The organism is Sphingomonas sp. TZW2008 (assembly GCF_002117915.1).
GTDB lineage: Bacteria > Pseudomonadota > Alphaproteobacteria > Sphingomonadales > Sphingomonadaceae > Sphingomonas.
Genome location: NZ_BDJB01000011.1, coordinates 18781 through 34125, shown reverse-complemented (window position 1 = coordinate 34125; position 15345 = coordinate 18781). Strand labels below are relative to the sequence as shown.

17 protein-coding genes are annotated in these 15345 nt (G+C 61.1%); 7 read left to right on the top strand and 10 right to left on the bottom strand.

Translation table 11 applies throughout. The features are described from left to right. Nucleotides 1–123 precede the first annotated feature (123 nt). Nucleotides 124–951 carry an IclR family transcriptional regulator C-terminal domain-containing protein gene (locus B7L05_RS13685; RefSeq protein ID WP_218776024.1) on the top strand — a complete coding sequence of 276 codons (828 nt, stop codon included), beginning with the start codon at nucleotides 124–126 and terminating at the stop codon, nucleotides 949–951. Between the two features lie 395 nt (nucleotides 952–1346). On the opposite strand, the gene B7L05_RS13680 is transcribed toward B7L05_RS13685, so the two are convergent. Further along, a complete protein-coding gene (locus tag B7L05_RS13680; protein ID WP_085810852.1) occupies nucleotides 1347–1622 on the bottom strand; it encodes a hypothetical protein in 276 nt (91 codons plus the stop codon). Between the two features lie 383 nt (nucleotides 1623–2005). Between B7L05_RS13680 and B7L05_RS17500 the strand changes: the two genes are divergently transcribed. Beyond that, the gene (locus B7L05_RS17500) at nucleotides 2006–2176 is read left to right on the top strand and encodes a hypothetical protein (RefSeq protein WP_179187227.1); all 171 of its coding nucleotides are present in this window, start codon (nucleotides 2006–2008) and stop codon (nucleotides 2174–2176) included. A 439-nt stretch (nucleotides 2177–2615) separates the two neighbouring features. Here B7L05_RS17500 and B7L05_RS13675 read toward each other — a convergent pair whose 3' ends face one another. Then, a complete protein-coding gene (locus tag B7L05_RS13675; protein WP_179187226.1) occupies nucleotides 2616–3572 on the bottom strand; it encodes a GGDEF domain-containing protein in 957 nt (318 codons plus the stop codon). 332 nt (nucleotides 3573–3904) lie between these two features. On the opposite strand from B7L05_RS13675, the gene B7L05_RS13670 reads away from it, so the two are divergent. Further along, on the top strand, nucleotides 3905–4735 hold the full coding sequence (locus B7L05_RS13670; protein ID WP_218776023.1) for a GGDEF domain-containing protein: 831 nt from the start codon (nucleotides 3905–3907) through the stop codon (nucleotides 4733–4735). Nucleotides 4736–5323: 588 nt separating this feature from the next. Here the strand turns inward: B7L05_RS13670 and B7L05_RS13665 are convergent. The 5 genes from B7L05_RS13665 to B7L05_RS13645 all read right to left on the bottom strand — a co-directional run bounded on the left by B7L05_RS13665 (nucleotide 5324) and on the right by B7L05_RS13645 (nucleotide 10329). After that, the gene (locus tag B7L05_RS13665) at nucleotides 5324–6349 is read right to left on the bottom strand and encodes an alpha/beta fold hydrolase (RefSeq protein ID WP_085810849.1); all 1026 of its coding nucleotides are present in this window, start codon (nucleotides 6347–6349) and stop codon (nucleotides 5324–5326) included. A 47-nt stretch (nucleotides 6350–6396) separates the two neighbouring features. Then, on the bottom strand, nucleotides 6397–8070 hold the full coding sequence (locus tag B7L05_RS13660; RefSeq protein WP_085810848.1) for a recombinase family protein: 1674 nt from the start codon (nucleotides 8068–8070) through the stop codon (nucleotides 6397–6399). Next, a complete protein-coding gene (locus tag B7L05_RS13655) occupies nucleotides 8067–8474 on the bottom strand; it encodes a DUF2924 domain-containing protein (RefSeq protein WP_085810847.1) in 408 nt (135 codons plus the stop codon). The genes B7L05_RS13660 and B7L05_RS13655 overlap by 4 nt, the downstream gene beginning before the upstream one ends. Then, nucleotides 8471–8962, bottom strand: coding sequence for a DUF3489 domain-containing protein (locus B7L05_RS13650; protein ID WP_085810846.1), 492 nt, complete (start codon nucleotides 8960–8962; stop codon nucleotides 8471–8473). Before B7L05_RS13650 ends, B7L05_RS13655 begins: the two co-directional genes overlap by 4 nt. Nucleotides 8963–9183: 221 nt before the next feature. After that, entirely contained in the window at nucleotides 9184–10329 is a 1146-nt protein-coding gene (locus tag B7L05_RS13645) for a serine hydrolase (RefSeq protein ID WP_085810845.1), read from the bottom strand. 262 nt (nucleotides 10330–10591) lie between these two features. On the opposite strand from B7L05_RS13645, the gene B7L05_RS16990 reads away from it, so the two are divergent. After that, nucleotides 10592–10861, top strand: coding sequence for a DUF6894 family protein (locus B7L05_RS16990; RefSeq protein ID WP_144037298.1), 270 nt, complete (start codon nucleotides 10592–10594; stop codon nucleotides 10859–10861). Between the two features lie 260 nt (nucleotides 10862–11121). On the opposite strand, the gene B7L05_RS16985 is transcribed toward B7L05_RS16990, so the two are convergent. After that, nucleotides 11122–11313, bottom strand: a complete 192-nt coding sequence (locus tag B7L05_RS16985) for a hypothetical protein (RefSeq protein ID WP_144037297.1) — start codon at nucleotides 11311–11313, stop codon at nucleotides 11122–11124. A 514-nt stretch (nucleotides 11314–11827) separates the two neighbouring features. Between B7L05_RS16985 and B7L05_RS13640 the strand changes: the two genes are divergently transcribed. Together B7L05_RS13640 and B7L05_RS13635 are read left to right on the top strand one after the other, a co-directional pair. Next, nucleotides 11828–12259, top strand: a complete 432-nt coding sequence (locus tag B7L05_RS13640) for an SOS response-associated peptidase family protein (protein WP_085810844.1) — start codon at nucleotides 11828–11830, stop codon at nucleotides 12257–12259. A 299-nt stretch (nucleotides 12260–12558) separates the two neighbouring features. Continuing rightward, nucleotides 12559–12780 (top strand): hypothetical protein, encoded by a 222-nt coding sequence (locus B7L05_RS13635; protein WP_085810843.1) that lies wholly within the window; start codon nucleotides 12559–12561, stop codon nucleotides 12778–12780. A gap of 412 nt (nucleotides 12781–13192) precedes the next feature. On the opposite strand, the gene B7L05_RS16980 is transcribed toward B7L05_RS13635, so the two are convergent. Further along, nucleotides 13193–13387: an Rmf/CrpP family protein gene (locus tag B7L05_RS16980; RefSeq protein ID WP_144037296.1), complete on the bottom strand. Its 195-nt coding sequence runs from the start codon at nucleotides 13385–13387 to the stop codon at nucleotides 13193–13195. A gap of 1026 nt (nucleotides 13388–14413) precedes the next feature. Between B7L05_RS16980 and B7L05_RS13625 the strand changes: the two genes are divergently transcribed. Further along, complete coding sequence (locus B7L05_RS13625; protein ID WP_085810841.1) at nucleotides 14414–14698, top strand: hypothetical protein; 285 nt, start codon at nucleotides 14414–14416, stop codon at nucleotides 14696–14698. 255 nt (nucleotides 14699–14953) lie between these two features. Here B7L05_RS13625 and B7L05_RS16975 read toward each other — a convergent pair whose 3' ends face one another. Further along, the gene (locus B7L05_RS16975) at nucleotides 14954–15271 is read right to left on the bottom strand and encodes a hypothetical protein (protein WP_144037295.1); all 318 of its coding nucleotides are present in this window, start codon (nucleotides 15269–15271) and stop codon (nucleotides 14954–14956) included. Nucleotides 15272–15345 lie beyond the last annotated feature (74 nt).

The following is a 15345-nucleotide window of genomic DNA, read 5'->3' as shown; positions in this document are numbered from 1 at the left end:
AAATTGGCGGGTTAGAATGGATCGTCGTGCGCGTGCTGATGGCATTCGCATCCGATCGGGTTGCAGATTGGTAACTCGCGCGTTTAGCAGAGGCGCAGGGCAGTTCGGGGGAGATGAAGGCAAGTGTCCGATCAATCGAACAGCACCGACATCAAAGATGACGTCGACGCCTTGGCAACCGATCAGGACGATGCCGATCGCGACTATGTGGCATCGCTCGCACGCGGACTCGAAGTCATCTGCGCCTTCACCCGCGACAAGCCGACGATGACGCTGAGCGACGTCGCCAAGGCGACCGGCATGTCGCGCGCCACGGCGCGCCGCCTGCTGCTGACGCTGGTGCGAGAGGGCTATGCCGAGAAGCGCGAGCGCGATTTCTCGCTCAGGCCCAAGGTCCTCCAGCTTGGCTATTCGGCGCTCGCCTCGGTCGGGATCCTCGACGTCGTCCAGCCGGTGATGAACGCGCTGTCACAGCGCACGCAGGAATCGATCTACACCGCGGTGCTGACCGGTGACGACGTCACCTACCTCGCCCGCTCGACCCCCGATCGCGTCATCTCGGTCAGCATCAACATCGGCAACCGTCTGCCGGCGTACGCCGTGTCCACCGGCCGCGTGCTGCTCGCGGGAGAAAGCGATGCCGCGCTCGAGCGCTATTTCGCGCGGCTGACGCTCGAGAAGCACACCACCAACACCGTGCGCACGATCAAGCAGCTTCGCGCGGTGATCGAGGAGACGCGCGAACTTGGTTACTCGCTCGTCGACGAGGAACTCGAGGTCGGCGTCCGCTCGCTGTCGGTACCGATCTACGACGCGGCGGGCCACGTCATCGCGGCGCTCAACGCCTGCTGTCCGTCGATGCGCTTCCCCGTCGAGGACATGCGCGAGAAGCTAGTCCCCGAACTGCGCGCCGCCGCGAAAAGCATTAACGAGCGCTTCCAGCAGGGCTGAATCGCCGTGACCGGTATCCGACGCCTGCCCAAGTCACCAATGCGCAAGACCGATCGTGATCGCCTTGTCGCGGTGAGACGATCCGCGAAACGCGTTTACCGCTCGCGGTGCTGGGTTGCCGCTAAGCCCAATACGCCGTTCGCGAGCCTTGAACGCGGCGGGGCCGTAAATGCCTGCTGTGCGTATCGAATGGCGCGCGTCGGCCTCGCACAAAAGGCATTCCGACCTGTCGAGCGCCCTCGTCGTTCAGCCGCTTGCGAGCTGGCTGGCGGGGAACAATTCCTCCCAGACTCGTTCCTCAGCGCTTTGATCTTCCGACGGAAGGCCTCTCGTCGCCCGGCTTTGAGGGGGTCAGCGATCATTATGCCATCATGCGGCGGATCGCTGCACCACCATCATTCCTTACCCTCGGCAACAGCGGCATTGGGCTTGCGTTGAGGGTCCGCGGCCGCGTCGGCGCCGCTCCCGCGCGCTTCGCCCGTCCGCGGATCAACCGATGCACGAGCGCCTGCCCCATCGCCAGCATCTTTGGGGTCGGCGTTCACCGCGCCCGAAGGGTCGCACTTCGAAAGTTCTTCCTCGCGGTTCTTCGAATAGGACTGGCCGAAAAAGCCTTCGCTCTTCCGATCAAGCCGCTCGGGGTCCACGTTCGGCTTCTGGTCGCGTTCCATTGCGCTCACTCCCGTGCCGCTGCTGTGATAGCTAGCGGTCGTAACTAAACCGTTGAACGCTTGGGTTTGTTCGAAGATTTTCTGCTGATAGAACGGATTAGGTATCCGCAGTCGCCGCAGATGCTGCGCCTTGGCTCCGGGGCTCGCTTGGGTCAGCTATGGCTGGGGTGCTTGCTTACACCTGGTCCGCGCAGCTAATCAGATCCGCCGGCGGGAACGCTCCACATGCGCAGCAGTAGATCGCCGTCCGCGTCTCAACCCAAGCTTCGCAACGGCGACATTCAGCTCACACACGCGTCGGCGTGGCCGGTAAGGCACGGCCTATCGTGTTATCGCTGATTAGGATCGATGGTCCCGGGGGAACCAGCGCGCGAGTAGACCGCTTGGAACAGCTCAACCGCGAGGGTTCTATGCTGCTGTTCCTATTGTGCTTTTTTGTGATTGCGGTACCATCGATCCTCGCCGCAGCGGAGCTTCGGATCCTGCTCGAACAGCTGGTCCGCGCTCGTCGGAAACAACCGATTGTCTTCGGCACCCAGCAAGTGAACGAATAACCGCCCACGTATCGAGCATATCTCGACATGCTATCAACTGCGATTGTTCCAAATTGAAGCGAACGGTCTCACATAGGTAGAACTGCATCCTTATCGCGTGCTCTGAAGCAAGTATCCGCATTCTTGATCGACGGGAAACAAGGTGTGCCGATGACCATCAGCGGTACGGGGCAGAACGACTATCATCGCGGCATCAATCTTGCGGACCTCATCTAAGTCTACGACATCGACGACGACATCAACGCTGTGTTCTATGCCGGTGCGCTCGGCGAGGTTCGCGTCGAAGGCTTAGGGAGGTGCGTGATTGGCCCTCCGCCCCCTCGCCTAAACGCATATCGAACGTTCAAGAGGGTGCAGGCGGTCTTCTGAAAACGAGCATCCCGGAGCAAGACGGATACTCCAGACGGACCAGAACTCGATGATGGCGACCAGCTCGATGTCAGCCAAGCACGACCTGATCTCGTCCCTGCTGCTTGGCTTGGTATAGAAGCCGGTCAGCCTCTTCGATCGCCTCAAGGATCGATCGAAGACCGATCGACACGGCACCGATCGAGACGGTGACGCTTCCTAGGATCTCGTCCGTTTCCTTTGACCGAAACGTCTTGCCTCGCAGGGCGCTACAAATAGCGTCAAGCGTCGACGCGGCTTGTCGCGATGTCTGCTGCTCGAGAAGAAGCAGGAACTCCTCCCCGCCCCACCGCGCGATATCGCAGCCCTCCGCAATTGAAAGGAGAGCGCGTGCGACGCCTTTAAGAACGCGATCGCCAACGGCTTGCCCGAAGCGGTCGTTGATCGATTTGAAGTGATCGAGATCGAGGACCGCGATCACACCGACGGTGCCGGGTTTGCGCGCGAAAAGCCGCTCTTCCATCCCGCGTCGATTGAGTAGCCCGGTCAGCGCATCGCGACGAGCGTCGCCGCGCGCGGCCTGAATCTCGCTTCGAAGCGCCTCGATCTGATTGGACGCTTCTTGATACTTAGCTTCGTAGAGCTTGGCACGTTCGAGCATCGTCGCCGCTAATGCCTCGACCGACGACAATCCGTCGACGAAGCCGGCGAGGTCACCAGTAAGCGCTCTGCCGAAATCACCGGAGCTCGTCCGCGCCTGCGCGGTCAGATCGGCCAGGCGAACGGCCTGATGGCGGAGCGCGACTTGCTCCTTATCGTCGTACTCGCTCGTGTCGCTGGTGGAATTGGCGGACTTGGTCGCCATGATGCGATCGACATCCGCCTGCTCGATCGACCGATTGTCCATTAAGAGCGCATCAACGGCGATGGCCGCGTGCGAGCTCGGCGAGCCTTCCACCAAATAGCCGAACCGATAATTGTCCGGCGTCGGCGCCAGCTTCTGCGCCGCCAGGAACGAGAGGATGCGCTGGCCGAGCTCAACATCCACCTTTGAACGCTTGCTCGAACAAACGAGCTTCTTGATCGCGAGCATACAACCTCGGAACGACGAAGCCTGAACGATCGCAGTCAAATCTTAACGGCCGTGCTACGTTAACTAAATACGGCAGCAAAATTGCCCTAACCGAGATCATGCGTCGAGCCGGTGCGCTGGCGCAGACGCCGCTGCCGTTGAAAAAGCCAACCATGCGGAGCGCCACCGCGGGCGAAGCGTTTTGCTGACGCCGCTTTGTGCTGGAGATTTCAGGCCGGTTTAGATGAACTTAAGATTTTTCGTACAGCGTCTCTCTCCAGCCGTGGGGGCTGAAAGTGGCCATATACGTGCACATCGCGAAGCCTTCCAAACTGTCCCTCGAAGACGCGTTCGCGCTGGCTTGCGCGGCGGCTTTGACTGCGGTGTGCGTCAGTAGCGGCTGGTTCGATTACGTCTGCATGACCCTGCGCCACGGGGAGCAGTACGAACTGGACGAGTATGCTGGGGCCGCGTTCGTGTTTCTCGCCGCGGCCGTGGTCTTATTTGCGCGGCGTGAGTGGCAATTGCGGACCTGCCTTCGGCAGGCGGCCGTTCGGGAAAAGGCGGCGCATGATGCCGCTCGCCGAGATTACCTCACCAACCTGCCGAACCGATTGGCGTTGATGGAGGGTCTTGAAGGCGCGCGCGAACCAAGCGTCTCGCTCCTTCTTATCGATCTCGACGGGTTCAAATCGATCAACGATCGTTACGGCCACGCTGCGGGTGACGCTGTCCTGCGGACAGTCGCCGAACGCTTGCAGCGAATCTGCAATGACGCCGGGGGACTCGTTGCACGGCTTGGCGGCGATGAGTTTGGCTATCTCCTGCCGCAGTCATCAGAAAGAATCATGGCGATGATCAAGGGACGGATCACGCGATATATACGCGAGCCAATCGCGTTGCCGACGGGCGAGGTTACGATCGACGCATCAGTCGGGAATGCCGCGTCGACGGACGCGAGCAGCGATCCCGACAGCTTATTGCAAGATGCAGATGCCGCTATGTACCGCGAGAAGCAGCAGCGACAGCTAGACCGCTCGCCGGACCCGGCCGAAGCACCGTCGATCTGCTCGCCGTTCGGTTCGCCTGCCCCTTCGGTCGTTCACCAGCCGATGCTCGGTGGCCATACCAGCAGCTGATCGCGGCTGCAGAGTGATGCTGCCTCTCGCCAGGCTGATTGGCTGATCGATTGAGCCGCTAACTCTGGATCAACTTCTTCCTGTTAGATCCGTTGCGGCCGTACCATGGCGTAGCTACTGTGAGTGACGCTGCATCGGGCGGCCTGAAGGGTGAGCGATGGACGCCGAGAGAAGCTATATAACGGCAGAGGCCCGCGTGCATCGCGGCCTCCTCGGCTCGATAGCAGCCGTGGCGGTCTTCTGGACCGCCGTCATCGCGGAAGGCCTTTGGCTCGCTCATCTTCTCTAGGTCATTGCCGGCGTAAAGCGATTGTGCTTTGCGCCATCATCAAAAGCCATTCTCTATTGATTGCAGCTCGCGGCGTGCGGTTGCGTGGCTCGACGCCCCCTCGGCCTCGACGCTAGGGCGTTGTGCTTCGCCCGGTTCGTTCGGCTGCCTTCCGTTCCCCAGTTGTGCGTCCCGATGATGTGAGCCCGAAGGAATTAGGGCCACCAAGCGCCCAGAGGCGTCATGTGGGCGTGCTCGGCCCTGCCAAGCGTATAGGCGCATGGGTAATGTTAAGCGGAAGGCGCGGGCTTTACGACAAGCTACGCTGCACGTAACGCCACATCGGCGATCGCCGCGACAACCCGTTCAGGCACTGCGTAGTGCAGCATATGACCCTGCTGCGGCACGATACGCAGCTCCGCCTTTCTGATGTGGCGAACGAGCCGTTCCGCATGCTCATCCATGTGAACGATCAAGTCACCCCGCCCTGCCATGATGATTACAGGTAAAGTGAGTTCATCGTATCGGCGACTCAATGCGAGCGCGCTCGGCACCATCAAGGCCGCGTCGGCGGCGCTTGCGTGGATTTGCGACGGGCGCAGCGCCAGTGCTTTTGGAAATTTGGCGAATTTGGGGGAGACAGGGGCGGGCGCAAAGCTCGCCTTGACGCCGATCGGGCCGTTCAGAAGACCCAGCAACGGACCGATCGTCTGGTTAAGCAAGTCGCCAACCACTGGAATAGCGGGAATGGCCCCCGAGACAATGTCAGGGCGCGCTGTCCCATAGTAATAGCCCGAGACCAGTACCAACCCGGAAACAATGGTCGGATACTCGAGCGCCATCGCAAGCGCGACCAACGTGCCCCAGCTGTGCCCAACGACGACCGCCCGCGTGACGCCGATTTGCCGCAAAGCACGAGCGATCAGCTCGGCCTGCCGGATTGGCGTCCAAACCTTCGAGCGGGGTCGCTCGCTATAGCCGTATCCCGGACGATCAAAGGCGATGACACGGTGTTTCTCTACCGCACGCGATAGGACGCCGCTGACGTCAAAGTCCTGCAGCATGACCCCAGCGCCATGAAGCAGCACAACGACAGGCCCTTCGCCGCGATCGACGTAATGCAACCGCACGCCGTCCACCTCGACGAACTTGCCGATGGGCGGCGTTGCTGCTTCGGCCTGTCGCGCGTTTGCCTGATTGAACAACGCGCTGCCGACGATCGCTGCGGTTCCAGCGCCGGTCGCGACCCAGCCCCTGTTTTGAAGGAGCCACCTTTTCAACCGCCCTGTTCGGTGAGGTGGGACAAGGGCCGTCACGAGCGACTTGGTTTTCGGCTTGTGCTTCATGACGATTCAACCGTGCGCACAGCACAAGGTTGCGGCTCATCGCGGCTCTAGTGCGCCGCCAGAAGAATTCGCTCCTGATTACGCCAAGAGGCGACCGGCGGCGTGTCGACCGTGAGCTTCTTGCCCGTGACGCCGACGCGCTGCCTTCCGGTCAGGATAGCATCAGCAACAAGAGGCGAGAGGAAAGCGAGCCGAACCACACGTGTCAGATACGTCGCACTCACATTCTCCCGCTCAGCCAGTCGGGTGATGTCGAGCTGCCCTTGACGCAGCTCGCTCCACCAGCGGCGAGCGAGCCTCAATAAGCGAACGAGAGAAGGATCGGGAACGGTGGCCGAACATGCGGCATCCTCCGTAAGTCGTATCGATCCTCCCGATCGAGTCAAACGGACCGATCGGTCCAGTTTGATCGTGTGCCGCGGCAAGTGATCACATGTCAGCTCGAGCGCCGCGGCAATCATCGCGGCGCAGCACGTTATCGTCACGGCGTCCTCGGCTACGCAAATTTTGCGGACGATCGCAAGCGCGTCCTGACGTCGTTGCCGTTGCCGCGCCGCGAGCTCGGCACAACGGTGCCGCACATCACTGTAGCGATCGAGCGGCACCGATAGCCGCGCCTCGCCGAGCAGCCTGACCGGATCATCGAACAAACGTGCGATTTGTTCAGCAACGAGTTGCTCGATCTCACGCGCTGGCACCCGAACGCCCGTATCGCTGCGCTTTTGATGCAGCTTGCGGCTCACGTAATAATGGTATCGCGTCACCTTGGTACCGGACGAGGTAGACTGCGTCTTCGTCGCATGCGTTGGGATCAACGGCTCGCCGGTGCTATCGAAAATTTTGCCCGCCAAGAGCGCCACGCGCGGTTCGCGTTTGCGCGTGGCTCCCTGTTTGTTAGTCTCAAGCAGGGTCTGCGCCCGCTCGAAGGTAGCGTGATCAACGATCGCTGGATGGTTGCCCGGATAACGCTTGTCGCGGTGTGCAATGTACCCGGCATAGGTGACGCGCTTGAGCATCAGGTAGAGTGTGCTGCGCGCGAAGGCCACGTTGCCGATCGCGCGTCCGGTCGCGGTCACCCGGCTTGGCACGAAGATGCCTTGCCCGCGCAGTTCAGCTTCGAGCTGTCGAACGCTGCCGAGCGCCAAATACCGCTCAAAGACATGCCGCACCAACGCGGCATGCTCCTCGACGACAGCGAGCGTGCGGCCGTCGGGTTTATAGCCGAGCGGCGCGACACCGCCCATCCACATCCCCTTCGCCTTTGAGGCGGCAAGCTTGTCCCGGATCCGCTCGGCGGTAACCTCGCGCTCGAATTGCGCAAACGACAGCAGCATGTTGAGCGTGAGCCGCCCCATGCTGCTGGTTGTGTTGAGCGCCTGCGTGATGCTGACGAAGCTCGCGTTCGCCTTCTCGAACGCCTCGACCAGCTTGGCGAAATCGAACAGCGAGCGACTGAGGCGATCGACCTTGTAAACGACGATCGTATCTACGTGTCCGGCGGTGACATCGGCAAGCAGACGCCGCAGTGCTGGTCGCTCGAGCGTACCGCCCGACACCCCGCCGTCGTCGTACCGCGTAGCGATCTCCAGCCACCCTTGCGACGCCTGACTGCGGATATAGGCCGCGCAGGCTTCGCGCTGCGCATCGAGGCTGTTGAAATCCTGCTCGAGTCCCTCGTCGCTCGATTTGCGCGTGTAGATTGCGCAGCGCACCGGCGTCATGCCGCCACCTTCTTGAGGCCGAAGAACGCCGGCCCCGACCAGCGCGTGCCGGTGATCTCCCGCGCAACCTCGCTCAGCGACCGCCAGGATCGGCCATTCCACTGCACGACCTGATCCTCACCGATGGTGACGATATGCGTACGCCCACGCCATGTTCGCGTGAGCCGACGCACCCCCGGCGCTCCCGATCGCCCGCTCGCGCACGCGATCTGATCAAGCATGCGCCCCGTGTTGTCGCTCGCAACACCTGCTGCTTTGGCCTGGATCTCCCAGGCAAGCGCCAGGCGCAGCAGCTTGGGGCTGATGCGCGGGACGATACTGCCGGTCACCTCGATCCAGCGGGCATGCAGCGCCAGCCCGTTTATTGCCTCGAGCGCTGCAAGCTCCAGCTCGAGCGGCGTCATTGCGCGATGATCCGGTAGAAGGTGGGACCGCCCGATTGCTTTGCCTTGGCGAGATGATGGCCTTTCTTGCGCAAGCTCGTGAGGGCAGCGCGCGTTGTGTGCGGCAACCAACCTGTAGCTTGCGCCAAGTCGGTGAGTGTCGCGCCTTCCTCGCGCAGCAGCAGCGCGATAACCTGCGCCGCTTTCGTCGTCGGCTGCGCTGCACGCAAGCTATGCTCGACCTCCACCTCATGCGCCTTCACGTTGATCGCGGCGCATCCTTCTGGCGTGATGAAGACACCATAGCGCTCGTTATTCTCGCTATGCGCGACCGCGCTTTGATCAGCGGTCGGCCGCGCCTTGAGCCAACCGCGTCCAACCATCGCAGCCACAGATCGGCGGATTGTTGGCGGGTGGGTCAGATCTTCAGGTAGCGGGAACAAGCTGCCGTTTTCGCGGCGCGCTGCATGATGGAGCAGCAGCGACTGCGTCTTTGTGACGGTGGACATAAGCGCCTCCCAGTTAGGAGCGGCACCATCGCCGCTCCCACTGAGCAAAGCCCCGCAGATCAGATCGATCGGGGCTCCTCGGGAGGCGAGACCTGCTCCCCGAGTCGAACGACGGTGTTGCTCTACCCGGGCCTGAAGTCGAGTTCGTTCATCGACGATTGCGGCGCCGGGGACGTGCGCTTCGAAACGATGCCGAACGCACTTTTGACGTCTGCCCGCCGCTAAGCTGCTTGGTAGACCGCCCGCTCAACCGCGCTCACCAGCGCCAGCGCCGCGGGATCGGCGAAGGGCGCAAATTGCATCATCACGATCCCGGCGCGATCGCGCGCGGGATCGATCCAGAAATAGGTGTTGGCAACGCCATCCCACATCAGGCTTCCCGCGCCGCGGCCGTCCGGTCCAGGCTCAGGGTTGAGCAGGAACCCTAAGCCAAAGCCGCTGTGCATGTCGGGATAGGCATCATAGTCGAGCGCGAATTGCGGCATGATGCTGCGCAGCGCGCCCGCGCGAAGCGGCGCGATCTGATCGCGCATCATCTCGGCGACCGTCTCGGGCTTCAGGATCTGCGCGCCATTGAGCTCCCCGGCGTTGAGCAGCATGCGGGCGAAGCGCAGATAATCCGCCGCGGTGCCGAGCAGCCCGCCACCGCCCGATTGATACTCAGCCGCCTCACCACCGCCGATCTCGATCGGGAATGGCGACAGGCTACCATCGGGAGCGCGGGCGAGCAGCGCGACCCGGCGCGCTGCCTGCGCCGCATCCATTATAAAGCCCGTGTCGGTCATGCCGAGCGGCACGAAGATCTCCTCCGCCAGCACCTCGCCCAGCCGTCGCCCCGTCGCGGCCTCGACCGCGAGGCCGACCCAATCGGTGCTGATGCCGTATTCCCACCGCTCTCCGGGATCGAACAGCAAAGGCGGTTGCAGGCTCGCCAACGAACCCGGCGCGACCGGCCCCTGCGCGCGCGCCATGTCGGCGTTCATGAAGGCGTAGCCGAGGCCTGACGTATGGGTCAGCAGATGCCGCAACGTGATCGGCGCTTTTGCAGGCCGCAGACGCACGACGCCGTCATCGCCGAACCCATCAATGACCTGAGCGTCGGCAAGCGCCGGCAGGAGCGTTCCGATCGGCGCATCGAGCGACAGCGCACCACCTTCAACCAATTGCATCGCGGCGACGGAGACGATCGCCTTGGTCATAGAAGCCAGCTGAAAGATCGCGTCGGTGGTCATCGCAGCGCCGCTTGCCGGATCGCGCAGACCGCTTGCCGCCACATCGAGCGTTCCGGCCCGGTTGCCGACCATCGCTACGGCGCCCGCGATCTTGCCGGACGCGACGGCCGCATCAAGTGCCTGCTGAATCGTCATTGCCACCCTCCCCTATGTTCTTTTACCCATTTGGCCTGCGTGGCATGATCGACGCAAGATTGTATCCGTTGCTGACAGTCCGCTTTCGGATACCACCGTCCGCTCGTGAATGGCCGGGTTTGGCAAGGTTAGCAGACATAGATTGGAGAGAATCAATGCGTTTGATCGAACCAATATGCTAATCATCAACTATCGCGAGCTGAATGAATGGGCGCTTGCGACTGGCAGACCTAGCGCTCTTGCCTGACGGCTGGAGCATATGATGAGGCGCTATTTTTTCCATGTTCACGACGGTCAAGATTCGCCTGACCTTCAGGGCACTGAACTATGGGACCTTGAAACAGCAAAGCGCGAAGCCGTGAGACTCGCGGTAGGTTTGCTCGCCGACAATCCGGAGACGCTCTGGGGTTCGGGTAAGTGGGCCATTCGCGTGACGGGCGAGGATAATCTGACGCTTTTCCAACTGACCTTCGTTGCCACGGAAGCGCATCCTAGTGGGAAAAGCCAAGCGGCTAATGATGACGTTGTCTGATCCCGAGACTTTACGGACGGAAACGTGCTTAGAGCGCGGTCGAGCTAAAACCCGTTATCTGTCCGGCTGTAACCAGGATCGTCCGGAACAGCGCGGCACCGGCGGGCAGCCGCCACAACGCTGATCAAATGGGCGCCCCACCTTACTGATCTAGCGTGAGGCAAAGCGTCCGGGAGAACCGGAATGAATGCGAAACCCAGAAAGGTGAGTGTCAGCCGAGCTCGCGCAATATGCGATAGCGATCATGCAAGAGCCGTTGATCAGGTGCCTGTTTCTTTCGCCTGACTTTTGACGATCTCGGCTTTCAGTTGCCGGCTCAATGCACCTGAGATGTGCGCATCTACACCGTCATAGCGCTCGCTTTTTAGCCGGTCCCGCACGTCTCTGACGGTGGTGCAGGAACCATCGCGTGCAAGCTCGAACGCGCGTTCGACCGTCGAGCTACTGCCCATCCTGCAATTCCAATCTGAGTGAAACATGTTCCTCTTCCTTTCGTCGGATAAGGGCAAGAGCGACAGGCAGCGCTCACCTTAGAAGTGGAAGAGCGGTCGATCCCACAGCCTTGCGTCGAGCAGGGACCGCGCACCATCCGAGCATTTTTTCCCTCTCTGATGCATCCGTGCGGGGATGCCGTACGTAGCTGACATATTACGTTATCTGGCGGTTTCCCTTGTACCCCGAGCTGATCTATTTCGATGGCGCGCACTTCGCGCATATCGTTGCTCGCGAGGAGCATACCCGGTTGGCGAGGCTCCGTTGCATATCGGAGAGCCGCTATCTGCAACCGCTACCGCATGACGGCCAAGGAAGCCGAGCTTGCCGCACGCTACGGCATAGTCTCATCATACGCTGAACGATCTGACGATCCCGCTGCCAGAGCTGTTCCCCGACAAGCCGGCGTATGTGGTGCGCGAGGCGGAGGGCGTACGCATGCTCGAAACGATGAGCTGAGGCTTTCCACACAAGGTGCCGGGCAAGCGGATCGACAAGGCGACCGGCAAGCCGGTGCTGCTCGACAAGAAGGTGACGAACGTCCACAACTTCACGTCGCCGTTCTGCAAGTACGCGCTCGCCGAGCCGGAGCGCCGCGGCCTGATGCCTTTCACCGCCTTCCGTGAATACGGCCCCGGCCCTGTTGGGCAAAAGCCGCTCCATTGGTTCGCCGTGCCCAGCCGGCCGATCGTCAGCTTTGCCGGGATCTGGCGCCCGGCTGAGGGCCGCGCCGTGTTCGCGTTCCGAACGACCGAGCCAAACTTGCTGGTAGCGCCGATCCATCCGAAAGCGATGCCGGTGCTGCTGCACGATGAAGACGAGGAGACGTGGCTGCGCGCATCGATTGAGGAGGCGATGCAGCTGGTGGCGTCATACCCGGCGCAGCTGATGCGAGTGGACGGCTAGTCGGAGCCGCCGGCAGCGGAAGCCGCTTCTGACCCAAGTAGCTACGCAATCAGCTTGAGATCGGCCCCCGTCAACGGAGTGTTCTCGTCGACCACGTCTTCATCGTTCCATGACAGGCTAAATTCGCGCAGGCGTACCAATGCCGATTGCAGTTCCACGTCAGTCTCCCTCTATGTTTCTCCCATTGAACGCGCACGTGATCGATGAGGCACGAGACGATCGGCCTAATCCAGATCGTGGCATTTCATCTGATCGTTGTGCCGGCCGAAACGTTGTTACTTTCGGAAGTGGAGTGACCTATGAGTAAGATCTACAATGACGCCACGAAGGTGGATGCCGAGCAGGGATCGGTCCTTCTCGACGGACCCGGTGGCGTTGCCGTCACTATCACCCCGGACGCAGCGCTGAAGACCGCTGGCAGGCTGACCGACAAGGCGGCGGAAGCGAACGGGCAGCGAGTAGAACGCGAATGGGACGAGCGGGAACGAGAAGAACGCCGCGCGATCAAACCGGCGAAATGATCGAGGGCGTCCGAGCCCGGTTTCGAAGCGTAAAACGGAAACTGTTTTTTGTTGGTGGCCCTGCTACAGCCGCAGGAATATACGCAGAGCTAGTGCACTTCGAATGGGCGCATTTCGCGCACATTGTGACACGCGAAGAGCACGTCCGGATCATCGAGCAGCGGGCGCTAGAATCTGCGCATCTGAAGAAGCGAACGCTGCATAGACGACGTACGGTCCGCGCCTGAAGGCCGCGTGTTATCGCCGTGGGCGAACTACACGATCATCGATCCGAAGGCGTGGGGCGAGAGCCCGATCAAGGCTTACGAAGACATGGTCGCTCGTCTGCTAAAGCGCGACTACTCGGTTCCGGCCGAGCTTCGAGCCGGCATATGGCCATCCACCTAACAGGGCTGACAGCCCTAAGAACGCTTCAGTCTGTACTGACGGAGTTGCCTGATTGCGAAACTCGCCCTTCAGAAAAGCCGTCCATCCACGCGCTTCGAAGATCAAGCCGATCATGAAAGATCGGACAATCGATCGCGTTCATGCCCGCCTGCGCTCCTGCTGCTTTCCCCGCAGCGCGTGCTTGCTCCTCGGTAGTCAGATCGAAGTGGTCGACCATCATCTACTCAAACCTCGTCAGCTGCAGCAGTAAGCCGAGGCTCGCAACAACCCCGCTCGGGACGCCGGCGGCTTTGCCGTGAATGGGCCTACAACGCTGATAACTATTTCATACTGTGAACGTATACGAGCCCGCTGGCGTCAAGCTGATTGTTGCAGGCCCTTTCGGCTGCGCTCACCTCTATCAGCCTTGCAGGTCTGATTGACGGAGACTGAGACGCAAGCGCACCATCATCTGTTCGATATCCTCGAGCGATCGGCCTAGCTGCCTGACGATATCGTCGATCGATAGTCCGTCGTTCACTGCGGCTCGTAGATCATCGACAGCTGTTTGCGTCCAGCGTTGACCGAAACTCACTTAACGGGCAGCGCTAGTGGCGAATTATCCTCTCGATCGCGCGAGGCCTTCGAGTAGGAATCGTATCGTTCAGCGAGGTGTGCATTGGCTAACGCATCGGCCAAACTCTTCGACTTACCGGCGGCTCGCCGACAAGCCTCTGCCCTGCTGGCAAAATACTCAGCTTCGGATTGGAAGGTCATAGCGCGGGCTCCTCTAAGCGGGAGCACTCGGCTCTCAGTCGTACCTCGCTTCGGGCAGGCAGTACGATGTCCGAGATGTCGTGTGGGCGCGGCTAGTTTACGAGTCCAAGAATCGCGAACGTCCGCCACAGCGGTTTTGTGGCTGATACAAAGGTCTTACTTTGAGGCTATCTATTGGCCATCATCGAGCCCATATCGTATTTACCGGGTTGCGATCCTAAGCACCGACACGGCTGAGAGACCAACGGGCTCCCGCTTTCTTCAAGGAGCCGTCATGAGCCGTGCAATCAACGTCAACGCTACCGAAGCAGAAGTGTCTCAGCTGTGCCTTAAGAACGGTGCGGTGATCAGCGCGCTTGAGCTTCTGCCAGCCGGCGGTGTTCGGGTGGTGCTCACGCGCAGTGAGGTAGCGGAGACAATGCGCAAGGTATTCGGGCGCAGGCTCATCTCCGGGGCGGTCGTACGTACCCCCTTCCAGCGGGCTCGATAGGTGCAGCTGGAATCGAGTGGCGAGCGCACCACGACATCGACCGCGATCTTCGGCTTTCCGTTCTCCATCGGTGACGATCCAACCGTTATGCCCGCTGGGGCTTACGTGATTCATACCCGTGAGCGCAGCTACACTAGAGCTCACGGAACCGCGTTCATTGCGGTCAGCGTTGAAGTTGAAGTTCAAGAGCGGCCCGGCAGCACGTCTTATCGCGTCGTCAAACCGAGCCACTTCGAGACCGCCCTGGCGATGGATAAGGTTCGAACTTCGAGCTCATACCGGTAACGCCTTTGTGATGGCCACGGACGCGCGCCTCCTAAGTCGGCTTAACCATGGTTCCGGCGAAAGGGGCATTCGCATGCTTGGCAGGACCGCTTTCTCGCGCTTCTCGAAAGCCGCGTAGCCAAGCATGCCGTGTCATCGGTTGATCGTGGCTCGAGTAAGGGCACGTCTCCTCGCCAACGGTTGGGTTGCACGCAGCGGCACGGCCTTCTTTTATCGCGCCGTCAAGATGCGCTCGACCAATCGGGGGCAAAATGCTCACGCTCGTTCTGTACCGTGGTCATTGGCAGCGCAATGCGCCGGGAAACGGATTGGTTTGCGACGATGTTCTTGACTGAGGTTTCCGCTCTCGCGCTCCCAACCGGCTAAACTTGCCTCCCGCTCCTGCGCTCTCGACTGGGAAGCAGGCCAACGCTGCTGCGCGCTATTGGCGTGGTGGGGAAAGCCGCTCTCTGCGATTAGCTCACCATACGCTTTCGCGAATGCGCGATGTGCCATGCGGGCGCTGGTCGAAAGCGACGTCTCGGCCATGTATAGCGCGTGCTGTTCGCGGCCGAGCAGATAATTGAGATCCATCGCATATGCCTCCGGCAGAGCGGGAGCAGCGGGCTCTCAGCCGCACAATGCTCGGACGTGCAGTGCGGTAGAAA